This window comes from Pelagerythrobacter marinus (assembly GCF_034375205.1).
Taxonomy (GTDB): Bacteria; Pseudomonadota; Alphaproteobacteria; order Sphingomonadales; family Sphingomonadaceae; genus Pelagerythrobacter; species Pelagerythrobacter marinus.
The window spans coordinates 2,907,886-2,928,299 of the sequence record NZ_CP139719.1 but is presented as its reverse complement, the minus strand read 5'-3'; the positions used below and the strand labels follow the sequence as shown (position 1 = coordinate 2,928,299).

Annotated in this window: 22 protein-coding genes and 2 tRNA genes; 10 read left to right on the top strand and 14 right to left on the bottom strand. The window is 70.2% G+C overall.

What is annotated here, in order from left to right:
• Window positions 1-180 precede the first annotated feature (180 nt).
• Window positions 181-477 carry a UrcA family protein gene (locus tag T8T98_RS14250; protein ID WP_160733602.1) on the top strand — a complete coding sequence of 99 codons (297 nt, stop codon included), beginning with the start codon at window positions 181-183 and terminating at the stop codon, window positions 475-477.
• A gap of 117 nt (window positions 478-594) precedes the next feature.
• Here the strand turns inward: T8T98_RS14250 and T8T98_RS14245 are convergent, their stop codons facing one another.
• The 3 genes from T8T98_RS14245 to T8T98_RS14235 form a co-directional block, all read right to left on the bottom strand.
• Window positions 595-1,332, bottom strand: a complete 738-nt coding sequence (locus T8T98_RS14245; protein ID WP_160733603.1) for a LytR/AlgR family response regulator transcription factor — start codon at window positions 1,330-1,332, stop codon at window positions 595-597.
• On the bottom strand, window positions 1,325-2,560 hold the full coding sequence (locus tag T8T98_RS14240) for a sensor histidine kinase (protein ID WP_251104686.1): 1,236 nt from the start codon (window positions 2,558-2,560) through the stop codon (window positions 1,325-1,327). The genes T8T98_RS14245 and T8T98_RS14240 overlap by 8 nt, the downstream gene beginning before the upstream one ends.
• 82 nt (window positions 2,561-2,642) lie before the next feature.
• Window positions 2,643-4,184 carry a fumarate hydratase gene (locus T8T98_RS14235; RefSeq protein ID WP_251104687.1) on the bottom strand — a complete coding sequence of 514 codons (1,542 nt, stop codon included), beginning with the start codon at window positions 4,182-4,184 and terminating at the stop codon, window positions 2,643-2,645.
• Window positions 4,185-4,338: 154 nt separating this feature from the next.
• Here T8T98_RS14235 and T8T98_RS14230 point away from each other — a divergent pair, with 154 nt between their 5' ends.
• The 5 genes from T8T98_RS14230 (at window position 4,339) to T8T98_RS14210 (ending at window position 9,583) form a co-directional block, all read left to right on the top strand.
• Window positions 4,339-4,941 (top strand): protein-L-isoaspartate O-methyltransferase family protein, encoded by a 603-nt coding sequence (locus tag T8T98_RS14230; RefSeq protein WP_251104688.1) that lies wholly within the window; start codon window positions 4,339-4,341, stop codon window positions 4,939-4,941.
• A 40-nt stretch (window positions 4,942-4,981) separates the two neighbouring features.
• Window positions 4,982-6,445 carry a TolC family outer membrane protein gene (locus tag T8T98_RS14225; RefSeq protein ID WP_251104689.1) on the top strand — a complete coding sequence of 488 codons (1,464 nt, stop codon included), beginning with the start codon at window positions 4,982-4,984 and terminating at the stop codon, window positions 6,443-6,445.
• A 36-nt stretch (window positions 6,446-6,481) separates the two neighbouring features.
• Window positions 6,482-7,009 (top strand): DUF2497 domain-containing protein, encoded by a 528-nt coding sequence (locus T8T98_RS14220; protein ID WP_251104690.1) that lies wholly within the window; start codon window positions 6,482-6,484, stop codon window positions 7,007-7,009.
• An 82-nt stretch (window positions 7,010-7,091) separates the two neighbouring features.
• The gene (locus T8T98_RS14215) at window positions 7,092-9,206 is read left to right on the top strand and encodes a S9 family peptidase (RefSeq protein WP_251104691.1); all 2,115 of its coding nucleotides are present in this window, start codon (window positions 7,092-7,094) and stop codon (window positions 9,204-9,206) included.
• Entirely contained in the window at window positions 9,203-9,583 is a 381-nt protein-coding gene (locus tag T8T98_RS14210) for a (2Fe-2S) ferredoxin domain-containing protein (protein ID WP_251104692.1), read from the top strand. The genes T8T98_RS14215 and T8T98_RS14210 overlap by 4 nt, the downstream gene beginning before the upstream one ends.
• On the opposite strand, the gene T8T98_RS14205 is transcribed toward T8T98_RS14210, so the two are convergent.
• Together T8T98_RS14205 and T8T98_RS14200 are read right to left on the bottom strand one after the other, a co-directional pair.
• Complete coding sequence (locus T8T98_RS14205) at window positions 9,580-10,074, bottom strand: MmcB family DNA repair protein (protein WP_251104693.1); 495 nt, start codon at window positions 10,072-10,074, stop codon at window positions 9,580-9,582. The two genes, T8T98_RS14210 and T8T98_RS14205, sit on opposite strands and share 4 nt — an antisense overlap.
• 76 nt (window positions 10,075-10,150) lie before the next feature.
• Complete coding sequence (locus T8T98_RS14200) at window positions 10,151-10,543, bottom strand: hypothetical protein (RefSeq protein WP_322295700.1); 393 nt, start codon at window positions 10,541-10,543, stop codon at window positions 10,151-10,153.
• 121 nt (window positions 10,544-10,664) lie between these two features.
• Between T8T98_RS14200 and T8T98_RS14195 the strand changes: the two genes are divergently transcribed.
• Window positions 10,665-10,741, top strand: a tRNA-Arg gene (locus T8T98_RS14195).
• A gap of 125 nt (window positions 10,742-10,866) precedes the next feature.
• Here the strand turns inward: T8T98_RS14195 and T8T98_RS14190 are convergent.
• Window positions 10,867-10,941 (bottom strand) — tRNA-Gly (locus T8T98_RS14190).
• Between the two features lie 187 nt (window positions 10,942-11,128).
• On the opposite strand from T8T98_RS14190, the gene trxA reads away from it, so the two are divergent.
• The gene (trxA, locus tag T8T98_RS14185) at window positions 11,129-12,043 is read left to right on the top strand and encodes a thioredoxin (RefSeq protein WP_251106037.1); all 915 of its coding nucleotides are present in this window, start codon (window positions 11,129-11,131) and stop codon (window positions 12,041-12,043) included.
• 35 nt (window positions 12,044-12,078) lie between these two features.
• Window positions 12,079-12,690: an LON peptidase substrate-binding domain-containing protein gene (locus T8T98_RS14180; RefSeq protein WP_251104695.1), complete on the top strand. Its 612-nt coding sequence runs from the start codon at window positions 12,079-12,081 to the stop codon at window positions 12,688-12,690.
• A gap of 28 nt (window positions 12,691-12,718) precedes the next feature.
• Here the strand turns inward: T8T98_RS14180 and T8T98_RS14175 are convergent, their stop codons facing one another.
• The 5 genes from T8T98_RS14175 to argB all read right to left on the bottom strand — a co-directional run bounded on the left by T8T98_RS14175 (window position 12,719) and on the right by argB (window position 16,270).
• Entirely contained in the window at window positions 12,719-13,339 is a 621-nt protein-coding gene (locus T8T98_RS14175) for a MarC family protein (protein ID WP_160734519.1), read from the bottom strand.
• A 6-nt stretch (window positions 13,340-13,345) separates the two neighbouring features.
• Window positions 13,346-14,086, bottom strand: coding sequence for a hypothetical protein (locus T8T98_RS14170; RefSeq protein WP_251104696.1), 741 nt, complete (start codon window positions 14,084-14,086; stop codon window positions 13,346-13,348).
• On the bottom strand, window positions 14,083-14,979 hold the full coding sequence (folD, locus tag T8T98_RS14165) for a bifunctional methylenetetrahydrofolate dehydrogenase/methenyltetrahydrofolate cyclohydrolase FolD (RefSeq protein ID WP_251104697.1): 897 nt from the start codon (window positions 14,977-14,979) through the stop codon (window positions 14,083-14,085). The genes T8T98_RS14170 and folD overlap by 4 nt, the downstream gene beginning before the upstream one ends.
• 1 nt (window position 14,980) lies before the next feature.
• Window positions 14,981-15,238, bottom strand: coding sequence for a YggT family protein (locus T8T98_RS14160; protein WP_160734556.1), 258 nt, complete (start codon window positions 15,236-15,238; stop codon window positions 14,981-14,983).
• 132 nt (window positions 15,239-15,370) lie between these two features.
• Window positions 15,371-16,270 carry an acetylglutamate kinase gene (argB, locus tag T8T98_RS14155; RefSeq protein WP_160734522.1) on the bottom strand — a complete coding sequence of 300 codons (900 nt, stop codon included), beginning with the start codon at window positions 16,268-16,270 and terminating at the stop codon, window positions 15,371-15,373.
• Window positions 16,271-16,489: 219 nt separating this feature from the next.
• On the opposite strand from argB, the gene T8T98_RS14150 reads away from it, so the two are divergent.
• On the top strand, window positions 16,490-16,915 hold the full coding sequence (locus tag T8T98_RS14150) for a hypothetical protein (RefSeq protein WP_160734523.1): 426 nt from the start codon (window positions 16,490-16,492) through the stop codon (window positions 16,913-16,915).
• Between the two features lie 97 nt (window positions 16,916-17,012).
• On the opposite strand, the gene T8T98_RS14145 is transcribed toward T8T98_RS14150, so the two are convergent.
• From T8T98_RS14145 to T8T98_RS14135, 3 genes are all read right to left on the bottom strand, one after another.
• Entirely contained in the window at window positions 17,013-17,915 is a 903-nt protein-coding gene (locus tag T8T98_RS14145; protein WP_160734524.1) for an FAS1-like dehydratase domain-containing protein, read from the bottom strand.
• Window positions 17,915-19,129, bottom strand: a complete 1,215-nt coding sequence (locus T8T98_RS14140) for an acetyl-CoA C-acetyltransferase (protein WP_251104698.1) — start codon at window positions 19,127-19,129, stop codon at window positions 17,915-17,917. Before T8T98_RS14140 ends, T8T98_RS14145 begins: the two co-directional genes overlap by 1 nt.
• Window positions 19,130-19,199: 70 nt before the next feature.
• Window positions 19,200-20,375, bottom strand: coding sequence for an acyl-CoA dehydrogenase family protein (locus tag T8T98_RS14135; RefSeq protein WP_251104699.1), 1,176 nt, complete (start codon window positions 20,373-20,375; stop codon window positions 19,200-19,202).
• Window positions 20,376-20,414 lie beyond the last annotated feature (39 nt).

Below are 20,414 nucleotides of genomic sequence, written 5' to 3'. Positions count from 1 at the left end.
AACGCGGTTCGTCGGGCGGTTCGATCCGTCCGTCAGGAAGGCGGCGCGTCCGTCGACACCGCGCGATCCGTGGTCGAGACTTCGGTGCCGCAGGGGCGCGCGCGGCCTATTACAGGGGCTGCGGGATGCCTCTTCCCCCCACTTCAACCCCCGGGGCAGCCCGCAGACGGAGGAATGCACATGAAACGCCCCCTTGTTGCCCTTGCCGCCCTGGCCACTTTCGGCGCGCTGGCCACCCCCGCCCACGCCGATACGCTGTCCATTCCCTATCGCGACCTCGACCTGTCCACGGCCGAGGGCCAGAAGGCGCTCGACCGGCGGATCGACGTCGCGGTCCGCGAATTCTGCGCGCTCGACCAGCAGCGCACCGGTACGCGTATCGCGTCCAACGCCTCGCGCCGGTGCTATGCCGAAACGAAGCGCCAGGCGACCAGGCACTTCGCTGCCATCATAGACGAGCAGCGGGTCGGCGGCTGATCACTCCTCGGCTGTCACCTCGGCCCGGACCGGTTCAGTCCCCCGGTCCGGGCCGTTTTTCATCGGTGCCCCGGACAATGCCCGCGCCGCCCCCTCGGCGCCGCCGCCGCGCCGGCGTCAGCGCCCCGCCATGGCCTTCACCTTGGGCAGGTAGGTGCGCCCGATGCGCACGGCCTCGCCGCCTTCCAGTTCGGCCGACCACACGCCCAGCCCGTCGTGGCGCAGGCCCCTGATGCGGTCCTTGCGCAGGATCGTGGACCGGTGGACGCGGATGAACGCGGCCGGGTCCAGCCTTTCCTCGAGCCCCGCGATCGTCTGCAGCAGCAGGTAGCTGCGATCGCCGAGATGCAGGCGGACATAATCGCGTTCGGCGTCCACCCGGTCGATCTGGTCCACCTCGATCCGCAGCAGTTCCGAACGGTGCGGAACCCACAGCTCGGTCAGCCAGCGGCTTTCCGCCCGCGCCGGCTGCGTGCGGCGCGAAATCGCGCGCTCGATCGCCCGCGACAGGCGTTCGTGGGCGACCGGCTTGAGCACGTAATCGACCGCGTCGAGATCGAACGCCTCGACTGCGAAATGATCGTGCGCGGTGACGAAGATCACCGCCGGCCGGCGCGATCGCCGGGCGAGGGCGCGGGCGACCGAGAGCCCGTCGGCCTCGGGCATCGTCATGTCGAGCAGGACGAGATCGGGCTCCAGCGCCTCGACCAGGCGCAGCGCGGCCGCGCCGTCGCTGGCGGTGCCGACCACGGCCAGTTCGGGCAGCTTGGCGCAGATCACCTGCATTCGTTCGACCGCGAGCGGTTCGTCGTCCACGATCAGCGTGCGCAGCGGTTGGTCTTCGTGATCAGCCATGTTTCACCAGCGGGATGCGGATTTCCGTGAGATAGCCGCCCTCGACCGGGCCCGAGGTGACCGAGGCCTCGCGCCCGAAGCGGGCCTGGAGCCGGTCGCGCACGTTGGCGAGGCCGATGCCGAAGCCCTGCCCGGCCGAAGCCGGCGCGCCCGGCCCGTCGTCCTCCACCGTTATCGCGAGCCGGCCGTAGTCCTCGCGCGCGGCGATGCGGATCGTCACCGGCACCTTGTGCGGGGCGACCGCGTAGCGCACCGAGTTTTCGACCAGCGGCTGCAGGATCATCCCCGGCACGCGCGCCTCGGCGAGGTCGGTCGGAAGATCGAACACCGCCTCCAGCCGGTCGGGGAACCGGACCGATTCGATCGCCAGGTACTGGCGTTGCAGCTCGAACTCGTCCTCCAGCGGCACGTCGCTGGTCGGGTCTTCGGCCAGGCTGTGGCGATAGAAGCTGGCGATGGACTGGATCATCGTCTCGGCCCGGTCGGCCTTGCCCGTCATGACCAGCGAGGACAGCGAGTTGAGCGTATTGAACAGGAAATGCGGGTTCACCTGGTAGCGCAGCGATCGCAGCTCGGCCGCCTTGGCCGCGCTGCGGAAGCGTTCCTCGCGCCGTTCGGCCGCGCGCGCCTGGGCGCCCGCGAGCATCGCGAAGTAGAGCGAGGCCCAGGCGAGCAGCAGAAAATAGCGCCCGAGCGCGATATCCACCACTTGCAGCCACTGGTCGAGCCGCGAGGGGGCCGGCGCGATCATCACGCTCGCCGGCGCGCCCGCCGCGTCCTTGCTGACGCCGAGTCCGGTCAGGTCGCGGAAGCGTTCGGGCGGGATGTCGACCAGCAGGTTGCCCGCCTCGTCGCGCCGGATGTTGATCCCGCGATCGCGGCCGAAGTTCTCTTCGACCTTGCGCTGCATGTCGGCGAAGATCCACTGGTTGGTCTGCGCGATGGGGACCGCGATCGGGACCGCGACGAGGACCGCGGCGAGGATCTTGGCCCACAGCGGGCGATTGTCGAACAGCCGCAGGATGATCCACAGCAGGACCGTCATGCCGATGCCGACCAGGGTCACCAGCCCGCGGCGCCAGAGCAGCTCCACCTGCGGTTCGAAGCCGACGATCGCGGCGCGCAGGGTGGTGAGCAGGAAATAGCACAGCCACAGCCCCGCCATCGAGGCGAGGACGGTGACGACCGGCACGCGGGCGCGCTCGTCTGCAGGAACGGTTTCGGCCATGTTCAGGATACCGGTCTAGCCGCGGCGGGGGCGGGGCCGCCAGCGCGGTCGTCGGAGCGCCTTTGCGCTTCGTCGAACGCCGTCACGCCCCCTCGAGCAGCTTCTCGCGCGCGATCCGCTCCTTCCATTGCGCGGGCGCGAGCTTGTGCACGTTGTTGCCCGCCGCATCGACCGCGACGGTCACCGGCATGTCTTCCACCGTGAACTCGTAGATCGCCTCCATCCCGAGGTCTTCGAAGGCGACGACTTCGGCCTGCTTGATCGCCCGCGCGACCAGGTATGCCGCGCCGCCGGTCGCCATGAGATAGGCGGTCTTGAAGCGGCTGATCACCTCGACCGCGTCGGCGCCGCGTTCGGCCTTGCCGATCATGGCCAGGAGGCCGAGGTCGAGCATCATCTCGGTGAACTTGTCCATCCGGGTGGCCGTGGTCGGGCCGGCGGGGCCGACGACTTCGCCCATGACCGGATCGACCGGGCCGACGTAGTAGATCGCCCGCCCGCGGAAATCGACCGGCAGCTCCTCGCCCCGGGCCAGCATGTCCTGGATCCGCTTGTGCGCGGCATCGCGACCGGTCAGCATCCTGCCCGAGAGCAGCAGCCGGTCGCCGTGCTTCCAGCTTTCGACTTCCTCTTTCGTCAGGTTGTCGAGATCGACCCGCCGGGCGGAGGAATCGGGCTGCCAGTGGACGTCGGGCCATTCGTCGAGCCGGGGCGGCTCGAGATAGGTCGGGCCCGATCCGTCGAGGGTGAAGTGCGCGTGGCGCGTGGCAGCGCAATTGGGGATCATCGCCACCGGCTTGCCCGCCGCGTGGCAGGGCGCGTCGAGGATCTTGACGTCGAGCACGGTCGAAAGGCCGCCCAGTCCCTGCGCGCCGACGCCCTGGGCGTTGACCGCATCGTAGATGTCGATCCGCAGCTTCTCGATATCGCTCTGCGGCCCGCGCGCCTTCAGCTGGGCCATGTCGATCGGCTCCATCAGGCTTTGCTTGGCCAGCTTCACGCAGTGTTCGGCCGTGCCCCCGATGCCGATGCCCAGCATCCCCGGCGGGCACCACCCGGCCCCCATCGAGGGGATCTGTTCCAGCACCCAGTCGACGATGTTGTCGCTGGGGTTCATCATCTTGAACTTGGACTTGTTCTCGCTGCCGCCGCCCTTGGCCGCGACGTCGATCTCCACCTTGTTGCCGGGCACCATCTCGACCGACAGGACGCAGGGCGTGTTGTCGCGCGTGTTGCGGCGGGTGAAGGCGGGATCGGCCAGGATCGAGGCGCGCAGCTTGTTGTCGGGATGGGTATAGGCGCGGCGGACCCCTTCATCGACGACGTCCTGCAGGCTGCGCGCCGAATCGAGCCGGCAGTCCTGCCCCCACTTGACGAAGACGTTGACGATCCCCGTGTCCTGGCAGATCGGCCGGTGGCCTTCCGCGCACATCCGGCTGTTGGTCAGGATCTGCGCGATCGCGTCTTTCGCGGCCGCGCCCCGCTCCGCCTCGTAAGCCGCGCCGAGCGCGCGGATATAGTCCATCGGGTGGTAGTAGGAGATATATTGCAGTGCGTCGGCCACGCTTTCGATCAGGTCCGCCTCGCGGATCGTCACCAGGGGCCGTCCTTCAAAGTCGCTCATCGAAGCCAAGTTCCTTCCCATCGATTGGCGAATCCCATAGTCGCGTCGCAGGCCTAGCGTCAAAGCGCTTGGCCGGGCGGGGCGATACGCCTAAAGCCTTGCCCGATTGACCAACTGTGTTAAGCGTGTAATACAGCGCGCCGAGGCTTTTCGAATGACCCTTGCTGAAACCCGCCCCTCCACCAGCGACTTCGCCGCCGCCCGGCGCGCGATGATCGACAGCCAGCTGCGCACCAGCGGCGTCAACGACCTGTTCGTGCTCGAACGGATGAACGCCGTCCCGCGCGAGGATCACGTGCCGGAATCGGCCCGCGGCGTCGCCTACATGGACCGCGCGATCGCGTTCGACGAGGGCGGCCACATCGCCGCCCCGGTGTTCTACGGCGCCCTGCTGCGCGAGGCGCGCCCCGTCGCCGAAGACAGCGTGCTGATCGTCGATGGCGGCAGCGGTTACCTGCCCGCGCTGGTCGAGCCGCTGGTTGCCTCGGTCAAGGCGATCACGCCCGAAAGCGCGCAGGGGACGCTGCGCGGAACCTATTCGCTGATCCTGGTCGACGGCGCGGTGGAAGTCTTCCCGGCCACGCTGACCCGCCGCCTGGCCGACGATGGCCGGGTGCTGACCGGGCTGATCGAAAACGGCGTGACGCGCCTTGCCGCGGGCCGCCCGGCGGGCGGCGGGATCGGCTGGCTGCGACTGGCCGAAATGGGCATTCCGCGCCTCGCGGTCTTCGACGCGCCGAAGCGGTGGACCTTCTGACATGGTGCGCCGGGGCGCGTGGCGGGCCTTGCCGGCCCTGATGGCCGGTGCCGGGCTGGTTGCCGCCCCCGCCAGTGCCGATACCCTGCGCGAGGCGCTGGCCGATGCCTATCGGACCAATCCCGCGCTCCAGGCGGCGCGCGCCGAACAGCGGGCGGTGGACGAAGGCGTTCCGATCGAGAAATCGGCCGGCCGGCCGAGCATCGATGCCACCGGCCGCTACGCCGAGTTCCTGAACAAGAGCTCGACCAGCTTCACCGCGCCCGAACGCGCGATCACCGCCAACGTCGATCTCGGCGTGCCGATCTATTCGGGCGGGGCGGTCCGCAATGCCGTGCGCGCGGCGGAAGAACGCGTCCAGGCGGGCCAGGCCGATCTGCGCGCGACCGAATCGGCGATCTTCAGCCAGGTCGTCGCCGCCTACATGGACGTGATCCGCAACGAGGCGATCGTCGGTCTGGCCGCCAACCAGGTCGACGTGCTTTCGACCAATCTCCAGGCGACCAGCGACCGGTTCGAGATCGGCGACCTCACCCGCACCGACGTCGCGCAGTCGCAGGCCCGGCTGGCGGCGGCGCAGAGCGACCTTCGCTCGGCCCAGGCCAACCTGATCGCCGCGCGCGAGGATTACATCGCCCTCGTCGGGGACGCGCCCGTCGCGCTCCAGCCCCCGCCGCCCCTGCCCGGCCTGCCCGGCAGCCCGGAAGAGGCCGTGGCCGCCGCGCTGGAAAACAACCCCGACCTGATCGCCGCGCGCGAACGGGCCGAAGCCGCCGGCTACGACATCGACGTGGCCGGGGCGGGGCGCCTGCCGCGCGTCTCGCTCTTCACCGGCTACGGCTACGAGAACTTCCTCGGCACCCTGGGCGGCGCGGTCACCGACGATCCGACCCTGCCCGACACGAGCGTGCCGCAGACTTCGGCCAGCGTCAGCGCGGGGGTCGCCATCAGCATCCCGATCTTCCAGGGCGGCCGCCCCGCCGCCTTGCAGCGCCAGGCGCAGGCGCGCGCCTCGGCCGCACTGGAAGCGATCATCGCGACCGAGCGCGACGTGATCGCGCAAGTGCGCGCCGCCTATTCGAGCTGGCAGGCCGCGCTCGCGATCATCGAGAGCTCGCAGACCGCGGTCGCCGCCGCGGAGCTGAGCCTCGAAGGGGTGCGGGCCGAGAACTCGATCGGCAACCGCACGATCCTCGACGTGCTCAATGCCGAACAGGAACTGCTCAACGCCCAGGTCGAACTCGTGACCGCGCGGCGCAATGCCTATGTCGCCGGCTTCAGCCTGCTGGCCGCGATGGGCCGGGCCGAGGCGCGCGATCTCGGCCTCGACGGCGACGGCCTGCTCTACGATCCGCAGCTCAATTTCGAGCGGGTCGAAGGCAAGTGGTTCGACTGGGACCGCGATCCCGATCCGTCGGTCCAGTCGACGAGCACCGTTGACATCCCGGCACAGGACGCGGACATTCGCGGCCAAGCGAACCTGCCGGCCCGGAACACCGACTGAGCCGGCGCGAGAAGGGCCAGACGGGGGGCCAGGAATATGCACCATCAGGGCGAGGCATCGGTCGAGGAGATCCTCGAATCGATCAAGAAGGTGATCGCGCGCGACAACCGCGCGAGCGCGCTCGAAACGCGTCGCCGGCGCGAAGAGGCCGGCGTTGCCGGGGCCGGGTCCGCAACCCAGGATTCGCGGCAGGACGACGAAGTGCTCGACCTCGGCGCCGCCTCTTTCGTGGAAGAAGCGCGTGCCGACCAGGTCCGTGCAGATGGGGCCCGCGCTGATGGGGCTCGTGCGGATGGGGGCGATTCGGGCGACGACGACGGCGATTCGCCGCTGACGACCGACGCCGTGCGCGATTCGCTGCGCGAGAACCTGGCCGCGCTGGCCATGCTGGCCGAACCCGGCGCGCCGCCGCAGATCGTCCGTTCGGGCGAGACGTCGCTCGAAGGGCTCGTGCGCGACATGCTGCGCCCGATGCTGGCCGAATGGCTCGACCGCAACCTGCCGCCGATGGTGGAACGGCTTGTGAAGGCGGAGATCGCGCGGATCGCCGGCAAGCGCGGCTGAGCCTTGCCGGTGCCGCTCGCCTCGCCGGCGGGCGCGGGCGAGATCGTTGCAGCATTTCCCGCCGGGCGCTAGGCCCGGAGGCATGATCAGGATCGTCGCAGGCCTAGCCGCCTCCTTCGCCGCGCTGGCTCATGCCGCGCCCGCCGCGTCCAGCGAAAGCGCCCCGATGACGGCGCAGGACCTGGTGACAATGCCGCGCCTCGGCGCGCCGGCCGCCTCGGCCGACGGGCGGCTGGTCGTCTATCCGGTGACCCGGACCGATCCCGAGACGCTGGCGCGCACGACGCGGCTGCACTTGCGCGATCTCGACAATGCCGATGGCCGCGCCGTTGCACTCGACCTCGGCGGTTCGGCTTCCGCCGCCGCCTTCGGGCCGGACGGCCATCTCTATTTCCTGTCCGATCGGCCGGGCGCCGACGGCGAGGCGCGCAGCCGCGTCTGGCGGGTCGCGATCGGCGCCGATGGAGCCGCCGGCGCGCCGACGCAGGTGAGCCACGTCGCCGCGCCGGTGGCGGGCTTCGCCCTCGCGCCCGACGGCGGACGGATCGCGCTGTTCGGCGATGCCGCACGCGATTGCCCGACGCTGGGCTGCGAAGACGACGGCACCGCCCACCTTCCGGGGCCGGGCGACGGGCGCCTCTACGATGCGCGGGACGGCTTCGTCCGCCACTGGGACAGCTGGGAAACGCCGGGCACGTTCGGCCGCGTCTTCGCCTTCGAGCTGGTCGATGGCCGCACGCGGGGCGCGGGGGTTCCGCTCGACGGCCCGGCCGGGCCCGACGCGCTGGTCGGCGACGTGCCCACGCGGCCCTTCGGCGGCGGGGAGGAAATCGCCTGGGCGCCCGACGGTTCGGGCGTCTATTTCGCCGCGCGCCGTTCCAACGCGGCCGAACCGGCATCGACCAATGTCGATATCTGGTGGAACGATCTGTCGGGCGCGGCGCCGGTCAATCTCACCGCCGGCAATGCCGCGACCGACACGCTCCCGGCCCCGTCGCCCGACGGCAGGTGGCTGGCCTGGGCGGCGATGGAGCGGCCCGGGTACGAATCCGATCGCCTCGTGGTCCACTTGCGCGATCTTGCCAGCGGCGAGACCCGGGCGCTGACCGACGGCTTCGACCGTTCGTTCGGGTCGCTTGCCTGGACCGCCGATTCGCGCTGGATCGTCGCCACGGCGCAGGACGTGCTCGACACCCCGGCATTCCGCATCGACCCGCTGACAGGCGCGGTCGAGGAACTCGACCTGATGGCGGGGAACGAGGCGCATATCGGCAACGTCGTCTCCCTGCCGGGCGAGCGCCTGCTGTTCACCCGCGATTCGATCGGCGCGCCGCCCGAACTGTTCCTGTCGCGCGGCTGGCAGCAGGCCGTGCCGCTGACCAAGGTGGCCGGCGACCACCTCGGCCGGCTCGCGCCGATCGTGACGCGGCGTTTCAGCTTCGCGGGCGCCGACGGGGCGACGGTCTGGGGCCAGATCACCAAGCTCGAAGGGCACGAGGGGCCGATGCCGGCGATTCTCTACGTCCACGGCGGCCCGCAGGGATCGTTCAACGATGGCTGGTCCACCCGCTGGAACCCGCGCGTCGTGGCGAGCCGCGGCTATGCCGTGATCTCGGTCGATTTCCACGGATCGACCGGCTACGGGCAGGCCTTCACCGACGCGATCAACCGCGACTGGGGCGGCAAGCCGCTGGTGGACCTGCAGAAAGGGCTGGCGGCTGCGCTCGAGCTCGATCCCCAGATCGACGGCACCCGCGCCTGCGCGATGGGCGCCAGCTACGGTGGCTACATGATGAACTGGATCGCCGGCCAGTGGCCCGACCGGTTCGACTGCCTCGTGCAGCACGATGGCCTGTTCGACCTGCGCAGCTTCTATTACACGACCGAGGAACTGTGGTTCCCACGGTGGGATTTCGGCGGTTCCTACGCCGAGAATGCCGAGCTCTACGAGCGCTGGAACCCCGTCCACCATGTCGACAAGTGGAAGACGCCGATGCTGGTCGTCACCGGGCAGAAGGACTTCCGCGTCCCCTATACCCAGGCGCTCGGCGCGTTCACCGCGCTGCAGGAGCGCGAGGTCCCCGCGCAACTCCTGGTGTTCCCGGAGGAGAACCACTGGGTCCTGGGCGCGAAGAACTCGCTCCAGTGGCATGAAACGGTGTTCGCCTGGCTCGATCGCTGGTTGGGCGAGGAATGACCTCGACGAAGGAACTGGCCAGGGCGCAGCGGGCACTCGCGGCGATCGGCGGCGAGACGATCGCGCGCCACATCTTCCTCTGCGCGGTGTCGGACAAGCAGAAATGCTGTCGCCGCGAAGAGGGCGAACGGGCCTGGAAGTACCTGAAGAAACGGCTGAAGGCGCTTGGCCTGGCGGGATCGGTGGTCCAGCGGACCAAGGCCGATTGCCTCCAGGTCTGCGAAGCGGGGCCGATCGCGGTCGTCTGGCCCGACCGCGTCTGGTACCATTCGTGCAGCGAGCCGGTGCTCGAACGGATCATCCAGGAACACCTGATCGGCGGTGAGCCGGTGGAGGAATTCCGCCTCCACGCCGTGCCCGGTCGCGCAGCGCGCTAGGCCGGGCCCGGCGGGGCGCATTGCGGATCGAGCGCCGTGACCGCCCGCCGCAGGGCGGTGCGCGCAAGCCGCTCCACCTCGACCTTCCGCCGCGCCGGGGCGAGCGGGTGCGAGGGGGCGGGCCTGACGATTTCCGCATCGTAGCCGTCGGCGACGATGATCCCGCAGCAATCGGGCCGGAAATCGGCGAGTTCGAGCGGTGCACGGTCGAGCGAAAGCGGCAGGCCCCAGTAGAACCGGTCGCAGAAATCGAGATAGTCGGGCCACTTGCCGTCGCCCAGCAGGTCGGCCCGGCTGACCTTGATCTCGACGATCACGATCCGGCCCTTGGCATCGATCCCCATCAGGTCCGCCCGCCGCCCGTTGCGCAGCGGCATTTCGCCCAGGCACCAGATGTCGTTGCGGGCGAACAGCCGGCAGATGCCGCGCGCAACGTCCTGTGCCGTTGCGCCGCCGGGTGCCGGGGCGAGGGAGGCCGGGGCGTCGATCATGGCCGCAGCGTTGGAACAAATGGCGAACTCAGTCAAGCGCCGCGATGGCGGCCTGCGGTCGCCCCGGGGGCGGACGTCAGGCGCTGCGCCGCGGGCCCATCGCCCCTTCCTGCGGCGCGAGCGCGAGCAGGGCGTCGTGCCGCGCGCAGTATTCTTCCCACAAGGCGCGTGCCGGGGCACTCGCGTCGTGGCCGCGCGCCTTGACCGCGAGCAGCGCCGACAGCCCCGGTTGCAGCATCGCCGCCATGTCCGCCAGGCCGTCGCGCGCCAGGGCCAGGCGCCATTCGCCGGCATCGCGAATCGTCGCGGCAAAGTTGCGCTCGGCAGCTTCGGGCCGCTGCGGCGCCACCCCGGCAAGCTGGCCGATCGCGGCGCCTGCCTCGCGCATGGCGGACCACTGCGCGCTCAGCGAAGCTTCGCCCTGGCGCGCTGGCGCGGACATCGTTTCCTGGGGGATCGGCGCGTTCATGAGGCAGGGCATAGCGCTGATTCGCTTGCCAAATCGCTAATCGCCCGGTGGCGGCGGGCCGGGACGGGCAAATTCGGCTGGCACCGCGCGCAACCCTTTGCTAAGCGCCGCGCTCGCACCGGCACCCGTAGCTCAGCTGGATAGAGCGCTGCCCTCCGAAGGCAGAGGTCACAGGTTCGAATCCTGTCGGGTGCGCCAGTGTCTTCCAACTTGCAGCATCGATCGGCCGGCCTCTTGCACGCCAGGCACTCGCGCGCCGCGCAGCCGCGGTCGCGCGCGGCCCGGGGTGGGCGGCGGCGGTTATCGGCAAGTCGGATGGAAAATGGAGCGGGCGAAGAGATTCGAACTCTCGACCCCAACCTTGGCAAGGTTGTGCTCTACCCCTGAGCTACGCCCGCTCACTGGCGTTACCGGGAAGCGCGTGGCCCCGGTGGGAGGCGGCGCGATTAGCAGCGGTCGCCGCGCCCTGCAAGGGGAAAATCGCAGCGCGCGGCGCGGCGCACTTCGCCCTTCACAATGCCCGGAAAAAGCCCACATTAAGGCCCGATCCGAAAGCACGGCAAACGGGAGCATATCTTGGCGAGCATGGGCCTCAACATCGAAGAGCAGAAGGCGGTGGACCGCTTCCGCAAGGACGTGGTCGAACCGTCGATGACGAACATCGTCATCGTCGATTTCTGGGCCGAGTGGTGCGGGCCGTGCAAGGCGCTCGCCCCCGTGCTGGAGAAAGTCGCCGCCGAATACGCGGACAAGGGCGTCGTCCTGGCCAAGATCAACGTGGACGAGGAACAGTTCATCGCCAGCCAGTTCCAGGTCCGCTCGATCCCCACCGTCTATGCCCTGTTCCAGGGGCAGCCGGTGGCCGACCTGACCAGCGCGCGCAGCGAATCGCAGCTGAAGCAGACGCTCGACCAGCTCCTCGCCCAGCTGCCGATCAAGGGCGGCGACGGCGGCGCGGCGCAGCAGCAGGGGCAGGACGTCGAGCAGTTCGTGGCCATGGGCGAGCAGATCCTGGCCGACGGCGATGCCGAACGCGCGGCGGGCATTTTCGGCCAGGTGGTCGACATGGCGCCCGACAACGCGCCGGCCCATGCCGGCCTGATCCGCGCGCTGGTGGCCGCCGGCCGGGCCGATGAGGCGGGTGCCCTGGTCGCCTCGCTGCCGCCCGCGCTGGCCGACGATCCGGCGGTCAAGACCGCCCGGAGCGCGCTCGAGCTGGCCGGGACCCAGGTCGACGAGGGCGAGCTCCAGACGCTGCGCGCGGCGGCGGCGGAAGACCCGGCCGACATGGAAAAGCAGCTGGCCTTCGCCGAGGCCGCCTTCGCCGCGAACAGCCGCGACGAGGCCGCCGACACCCTGCTGGCGATGATCGAGCGGGACCGCGAGTGGAACGACGGCGCGGCGCGGACCAAGCTGCTCCAGATCTTCGAGGCGGTCGGCCTGGAGGATCCCTGGGTCGTCGCGACCCGGCGGCGCCTGTCGAAGATCCTGTTCGGATAGGGCATGGCATCGCGCCCCCCTTGCGGTGACGAGAGGTGACGGTCCGCCTTTCCATCTTTCCCCTGCCCGGGGTCATCCTCTTCCCCGGTCTCCAGCTGCCGCTGCACATTTTCGAGCCGCGCTATCGCGCGCTGGTGAGCGACGCCCTCGCGCGCGACCGCCGGATCGCGATGATCCAGCCGCAGCGCGCGGCCGAGGGGGCGCCGCTGTTCGGCATCGGCTGCGTCGGGCGGATCGGCGAGGTCGAGGCGCTCGACGACGGGCGGTACAACATCGTGCTGGAGGGCGAAGCGCGCTTCCGCCTCGTGCGCGAGCTGGATGTGCCGACCGCCTTTCGCAAGGTCGAGGCCGAGCTGATCGAGGATGACGGCGACGAGGTGCTGAGCAGCATCGAGCGCGCCGGGTTCGAGGCGGAGGCGCGGCGATTCGCCGATGCCCAGGGCTACAGCGTGGACTGGGATTCGGTCGCCCGGCTCGACGACATGTCGCTGATCAACGGCGTCAGCCAGATCGCGCCGTTCGATCCCGCGGCCAAGCAGGCGCTGCTGGAGGCCGGGAGCCTCGCCGAAAGGTGCGAGCTGCTGATCCAGCTGATGCAGTTCTTCGGCCGCCGCGACGGCGACGAGGACAGGGTCACCTTGCAATAACGGCCGTGGGGCCGGCCGGCGCGCCCCCTCAGAAGAACGCGCCGCGCAGGCCGTCGATCACGTATTGCGCCGCCAGCGCGGCGAGCAGAACGCCCAGCAGGCGGGTGATCACCGCCTCCACCCGCGCGCCGAAGAACCGCATCAGCGGCCCCGCGGCGAGGAAGGCGAACAGCGTGATGACCAGGACCAGCAGGAGCGCGCCGAGCACGACCATCGTCTGCTCGGTGCCATCGGCCTCGTTCATCAGCAGCATGATCGCCGCGATCGCGCCGGGGCCGGCGAGCATCGGCATGGCCATCGGGAAGACGGAAACGTCCTCGATCTCGGGCGTGGCGGCGACTTTCTCGGCCCGTTCCTCGCGCCGCTGGGTGCGCTTTTCGAAGACCATCTCGAACGCGATCCAGAACAGCATCAGCCCGCCGGCGATGCGGAAGCTGTCGAGTTCGATATGGAGCGCGCCGAGCAGTTCCTGCCCGAACAGCGCGAAGACCAGCAGGATGGCGAGCGCGATCAGGCACGCGCGGATCGCCATGGCGCGCGCCTGCGCGGCGGTCGCGCCCTTGGTCAGCCCGGCGTAGATCGGCGCGCAGCCGGGCGGGTCGATGACGACGAACAGCGTGATGAAGGCGGAAATGAACAGCTCGACCATCGTCAATCAACCTCCGGCCGGGGCCGCGACCTCGCTGCGCAGCACTTCTTCCATCGAATCGCCGCGACGCAGGAATACGGAAACCACGCGCGAATGATCGGGCGCGACGCGATAGCGGTAGACGAGCGTCCGGTCGCGCGATTCGCCGTAGCCTTCGGCGAGACCCAGACCCATGGCGTCGGCGTTGGCATCCCTGTCCGCCTGCGCCGCCTCGAAAGCGGCCGGCAGGTCGCCCGGCGTGCAGTCGGCCACCTGGGTGCGGATGATATCCGGCTCGGCCAGCGGCTCGGCCAGGGTGTCGTGCTGGCTCAGCAGCCAGCGGTGTTTCTCCTCGGCGCCCGGGCGGCCGCGTCGCTGCCAAACGGTGGTATAGTACCCGGTGGTGCCGTCGGCTTCCTGCCAGGCGCCGCGCGTCACCGAAACCGACCCGTCGCAGCTCGACCAGACCTGGTGCGGTTGCCACTGCAGCGGCTGCCGGGGGTTCTCCTGCCGCGAAAGCCATGGCCGCGCGGCGACCGCCCCGGGCACGAACATCACCGCGTCTTCGGCCGCGAACTTGTGGAACGCCGTCCACTGGCCTTTCTCGCGCGCCTCGCGGGCGAAGGCGAGCTCGGTCGCGATCACCGCGCTCGGGTTCGCCTGCGGCTTCAGCGAGCGGTAGAAGCGCTCGCGCGCCGTGCCGCCCGGACCGCCGGCGCAGGATGCCAGCAGCGCGCCGAGGCACAGGGCGGCGAGCGGTTTGCTCATATCGCGCCTTCGGGCAGGTCGATCCCGGCGTTGCGGTAGGCGGCGACCAGCGTGTTGCGCAGGAGCACGGCGATCGTCATCGGCCCGACCCCGCCGGGGACCGGGGTGATTGCCCCAGCCACCTCGCGCGCCTCGCCGAAGGCGACGTCGCCCACCAGCCGGCCCTTGCTCGCGCCCGGTTCGGGGGCGAGGCGGTTGATGCCGACGTCGATCACGGTCGCGCCGGGCTTGATCCAGTCCGCCCTGACCATTTCGGCCCGGCCCACGGCGGCGACGACGATATCGGCCCGCCGGACCACGTCGGCCAGGTCCTTCGTCCGGCTGTGCGCGATGGTGACGGTGGCATTGGCGTCGAGCAGGAGCTGCGCCATCGGCTTGCCGACGATGTTCGACCGGCCGATGACCACCGCGTCCAGGCCCGAGAGGTCGCCCAGCCGATCGGTCAGCAGCATCATGCAGCCCAGCGGCGTGCAGGGGACGAAACCGCTCTGGCCGACGGCCAGGCGGCCCGCGTTGGTGACGTGGAAGCCGTCGACGTCCTTGTCGGGATCGATCGCGGCGATCACGGCCTGCTCGTCGATATGGTCGGGCAGCGGCAGCTGCACCAGGATGCCGTCCACCGCCGGGTCGGCGTTCAGCCGCTCGACCAGGGCCAGAAGCTCGCCCTCGCTGGTGCTGTCGGGCAGGCGATGTTCGAAACTGGCCATGTTGGCGGCGATCGTCGCCTTGCCCTTGCTGCCGACATAGACCTGGCTCGCCGGGTCTTCGCCGACCAGCACGACCGCCAGGCCCGCCTTGCGGCCGGCCTTTTCCTCGAACGCGGCGGCAAGCGTGCCGACTTTCTCGCGCAATTGCGCGGCGAACGCCTTCCCGTCGATGATCGTCCCGGCCATCTTACTGGCCGTAGGCCGCGTAGAGCAGCACGCGCATGAGGATCTGCAGGGCGATGATCAGCACCAACGGTGAGAAGTCGATCGCCCCGGTGCGCGGCAGGATGCGGCGGATCGGCGCGAGCACCGGTTCGAGCAGCGAATTGATCGAGTTGTAGATCTGCAGCAGGAACTCGTTGCGCGCGTTGATGACGTTGAAGGCGAACAGCAGGCCGATGATGAACTGGATGATGACCAGCATCACCACGACGTTGATCAGCATTCCGACGATATCGATGATGAGACCCACGAATTGTCCTTTCCTGACGCAGGGCGGGTGAGCCGCCCTCCTACGCGCTTCCGCCCCGCTGTATCAACCGTGCAATACGCTCTGCGCCGCCGGCGGGGCGCCGGGTCAGCCGGCGCGGATCAGCGTGCCCGCCCCGCGCGCGGTGAAGAATTCGAGCAGCATCGCGTGGGGCACGCGTCCGTCGAGGACGACCGCCGCCTCGCACCCGGCCTCGACCGCGTGGACGCAGGTTTCCAGCTTGGGGATCATGCCGCCGCCGATCGTTCCGTCGGCCCGCAGCCGCTCGATATCGGCGGGCACGAGATCGCTCAGCAGCCGGCCCTGCTTGTCGAGCACCCCGGCGACATCGGTCAGCAGGAACAGCCGCGCCGCCCCCAGGGCGGAAGCGATCGCGCCGGCCATCGTGTCGGCGTTGATGTTATAGGTATGCCCGTCGGCCCCGGCGCCGATCGGGGCGACGATCGGGATCATCCCGGCCGCCACCGCGGTGTCGATGATCGTCGTGTCCACCGCGCAGGGCTCGCCGACGAAGCCGAGGTCGATAGCCTGTTCGATATTGCTGTCCGGGTCCTTGGCCGTGCGCTGGACCTTGCTCGCGGTCACCAGCCCGCCGTCCTTGCCCGAAATGCCGATCGCCTTGCCCCCGGCCTGGCTGATCCAGCCGACCAGTTCCTTGTTGATCGCGCCCGACAGGACCATCTCGGCCACGCGGGCGGTTTCCTCGTCGGTCACGCGCAGGCCGTCGACGAACGTCGATTCCACGCCCAGCTTCTTCAGCATGGCGCCGATCTGCGGCCCGCCGCCGTGCACGACGACCGGGTTGATGCCGACGGCCTTCAGCAGGACGATATCCTCGGCGAAATCGCGCGCCGCGGCCGGATCGCCCATCGCGTGGCCGCCGTATTTCACCACGAAAGTGCGCCCGGCATAGCGTTGGAAATAGGGCAGGGCCTCGATCAGGACCTGGGCCTTGGCAATGCTCGCCGTGTCGTCGTTGCCGCTCATCGTCGTTTCCCGAAACCTCGCGCCCGCGTCGCGTGGCCGCGCGCTTAGCGGCTGCGGGCGCGCGTGGAAAGCACGATCGCCCCCGGCCGTGCCCGCCTAAACCGGGGATGAACGGCATCCGTCCGGCGCTGGCGGGGGGCGATACGCCGCAATCGCGGGAGCCATCGGGCCTCCACGCGCGTCTGTCGGTCCTCCGTTCCAGCAAGAAAGGATGGATCGATGACGAAGACAGCACTTTCCCTTTCCCTCGCGCTCGCCCTCGGCGCGGCGGGCAGCGCGGCCCAGGCCCAGCTGGCCGGCGATGCAACCGGCACCGTGGGCGGCGCGATCGGCCCGGTCACCGGCAACGTCGATCTCGACACCGAGGCGCGGGTGGACCCGGTCGACGGCCCGATCACCTCCACCACCGACAGGGTGGACGACAGGCTCGACCGGGCCCGCGACACCGTGCGCGACCGGGTCGATGAAACCCGCGAGACGGTGGACCGCGCGCGCGACATCGACGCCGAAGTCGAGGCCGGGGTCGAAGCAGAAACCGAAACCGGCCTCGGCGTGGAGACCGAAGCGGGCGAAGCCGCCGTTGCGGCCGACACCGAGGTGGAAACGCAGGCCGAAACCCGGGTCGAAACCGACCCGGGGGCCTGATCCGGCTCCTGCAAGGCGAAGGCAGGTTTTCGCCCTGTCTTTTCGGGGAAGGGCGGCGCGGCGGCGTCGCCCTTTCCGGTGCCCAGCGCCGGCCGCGCTAGGTCGCGTGCGCTTCCACCACCTGGCGCCCGTCGCCGGCGAAGGCGGCGAGGGCCAGGCCCTCCCCCTCTCCCTCGCGCTCCCGGCGCAGGACGAGGTGCAGCGTCTCGCCGGCAATGGCCGGCGACAGGCCGCGGAAGCCGAAAGTCTTCAGCGCATTGTCGCCCAGCTCGCGCGCGGCGAGCTGGAGCAGGAGGCTGGCCGTCAGCGGCCCGTGGACCACCAGCCCGCGATAGCGCTCCACCTCGCGCGCATAGGGCGCGTCGTAGTGGATGCGGTGGGTGTTGAACGTCAGCGCGGAATAGCGGAACAGCAGGCGCGGATCGGGCACGATCGCGCGGTGCGCGTCCCACCCGCGCGGGTCGAACCGCTCCGCGCCCGGCTCAGGCGGCGACAGCGGGGCATCGCCCGGGGCCGCGGCGCGGTAAACCAGCGTCTGCCGTTCGCGCACTGCCGCGCGCCCGTCGGCGGTGGTCTCGTGCTCGACCGTCACGAAAGTCATCGGGCCGCTGCGCCCTTCCTTCGGCGTGATCGCGCCGATGCGCGACGTGCGCTCGATCGCGGCACCCGTCGCGATCGGGGCGAGGAAGGCGATCGTGCTCGCCGCCCACATCCGCCGCGGCAGGGGAATCGGCGGCAGGAAGCTTTCCGGGCTGTCGTCGCGCTGCGGATGCCCGTCCTCGCCCAGGTCCGCGGTCGCGGCATCGGGGGTGCAGAGGCAGAAGTGAATGCCCTGCGGCATCGCTGCCCCGGGGGCGGGGCCCGGGGTGGCGGGGCCCGGGGGGGCGCGGGGGCCGGGGGCGGGAAGGTCGAACGTGGCGCACCAGCGCGCCGCGAGCGCGGCGTCGAGCCGGTCGGCGGCCCGCTGCTCGCGCCCGATCCAGGCGTCCCACCCGGCCATCAGGCCGCGCGTTCGAAGATCGCCGCCATGCCCTGGCCGCCGCCGATGCACATCGTCTCCAGCCCGAAGCGCACTTCGCGCCGGTGCATCTCGTGCGCCATGTCGGCCAGGATCCGTCCGCCGGTCGCGCCGATCGGGTGGCCGAGCGAAATGCCCGAGCCGTTGACGTTGAGGATCTCGCGCCGCGAATCGTCCTCGCTCCAGCCCCAGCCCTTCAGCACGGCGAGGACCTGCGGCGCGAAGGCCTCGTTCAGTTCGACCAGGCCGATGTCGTCCCAGCCCATGCCGGTGCGGGCGAAGAGCCGCTCGACCGCCGGGACCGGGCCGATCCCCATGCGGCTGGGGTCGCAGCCGGCGGCGGCATAGCCGCTGAACCACAGCATCGGTTCCAGCCCCAGTTCGGCCAGCTTGTCCTCGGCCACGACCAGGCAGGCGGCGGCGGCATCGTTCTGCTGGCTGGCATTGCCCGCGGTGACCACCCCGCCTTCCAGCGCGCGCAGGCCGGCCAGGCTTTCCATGCTGGCATCGGGGCGGAACCCCTCGTCCCGCGTGAAAGCGACCGGGTCGCCGCGCCGCTGCGGCACCTCCAGCGGAACCAGCTGCGCGTCGAAACGCCCCGCTTCCCAGGCGGCGGCGGCATTGCGGTGGCTGCGCACGGCAAAGGCATCGGCCTCCTCGCGCGTGATGCCGTAATCCTTCGCCAGGTTCTCCGCCGTCTCGATCATCCCGCTGATGACGCCGAAGCGCTCGACCGGCTGGCTCATCAAGCGGCCGCGGGTCAGCCGGTCCCACAGCTCGACGTTGCCCGCCTTCACCCCGCCGCGCAGCGCGGTCGTGTAATGCTCGACATTGGACATCGATTCGCACCCGCCGGCGACGACCACGTCGGCATGGCCCGCCTCGATCATCATCGCCGCGCTGACCACGGCCTGGAGGCCCGATCCGCAGCGGCGATCGAGCTGGTAGCCGGGCACTTCCAGCGGCAGGCCGGCGGCGAGCCAGCTCCAGTGGCCGATCGCCGGCGCTTCGCCGCTGCCGTATCCCTGGCTGAAGACCACGTCGTCCACCCGCTCGGGATCGATCCCGCTGCGTTCGATCAGGGCCTTGAGGATCGCCGCCCCCAGCTCGCCCGCGGTCAGCGGCGCGAGCGTGCCGAGGAAACGCCCCACCGGGGTTCGCAGGGGGCTGACGATGGCGGCGCGGCGTTTGGTCATGGCAGATCCTTCAGGCGATTGTTCCAAGAGGTCCTCTCGACGCCGGGGGAGCCCGGCACGGCGCAGCTTGTCAGGTGCCGGCGGCGAAGTCGCGCAACATGTGCTTGGCGATCTGCAACTGCAGGATCTGCGTCGTGCCTTCGTAGATTCGGTAGATCCGGGCATCGCGGAAGAACCGCTCCGCGTCGTATTCGGCGAGGTAGCCGGCCCCGCCGTGGACCTGGACCACGCGATCGACGACCCGGCCGCACATCTCGGAGGCGAAGACCTTGAACGCGGCGGCCTTGCGCAGGACGTTCTCGCCCGCGTCGGCGCGCGCGGTCACGTCGGCCATCATCGCCTCGGCCGCGTAGATCTCGGTCTCGCTTTCGGCCAGCATCTGCTGGATCAGCTGGAAGTTCGCGATCGGCTCGCCGAAGGCCTTGCGCTCCGTGGCGTAGCGCAAGGCGGTGTCGAGCGCGCGGCGGGCATAGCCGGTCGCCGCCGCGCCGACCGAGATGCGGCCGTTGTCGAGGCTCTTCATCGCGAACACGAAGCCGCGGCCGGTCTCCCCGCCCAGCAGGGCATCGTCGGGAACGTGCACGTCCTCCAGGATGATGTCGGCGATCTGCGCGCCCGCCTGCCCCATCTTGCGGTCGGCGCTGCCGACGGAGACGCCGGGCGCGTCCATCGGCACGATGAAGGCGGAAACATGCGCGTTCTTGGGCAGGTTTTCCTTCTCTGTCCGGGCCATGATCAGGCCGACGCGGGCCTGCGGGGCATTGGTGATGTAGCGCTTGGTGCCGTTGAGGACCCAGCCGCTGCCCGAGGGATCGCGCCGCGCCGTCGTCTGCATCGCGGCGCTGTCGCTGCCCGATCCCGGCTCGGTCAGGCCGAAACAGGCGATCTCGCCCCCGGCGATCCGGGGCCACCACTCGGCCTGCTGCTGCGACGTCCCCCCGTTCTTGATCGCGGAGTTGAACATGCCGACGTTGATCGAGAAGATCGATCGGAAGGCCGGCGCGGCATAGGCCATGGCCTGCACGACGCGGGCGTACTGGCTGGTGTTGAGGCCGGCGCCGCCGAATTCCTCCGGCACGGTCAGGCCGAACAGGCCCATCTCGCGCATTTCCTGCAGGATCGGTTCGGGCACCGCGTCGTTCGCGATCACCTCCTCCTCCGCCGGGATCAGCCGTTCGCGCACGTAGCGCTCGAGCTGGTCGATGAACTGCTGGAAAATCTCGGGGTCCATGCCGGATGCGGCCATTTTCTGTCTCGTCCTTTCGCGTTGGCGTGTGCGGGCGTT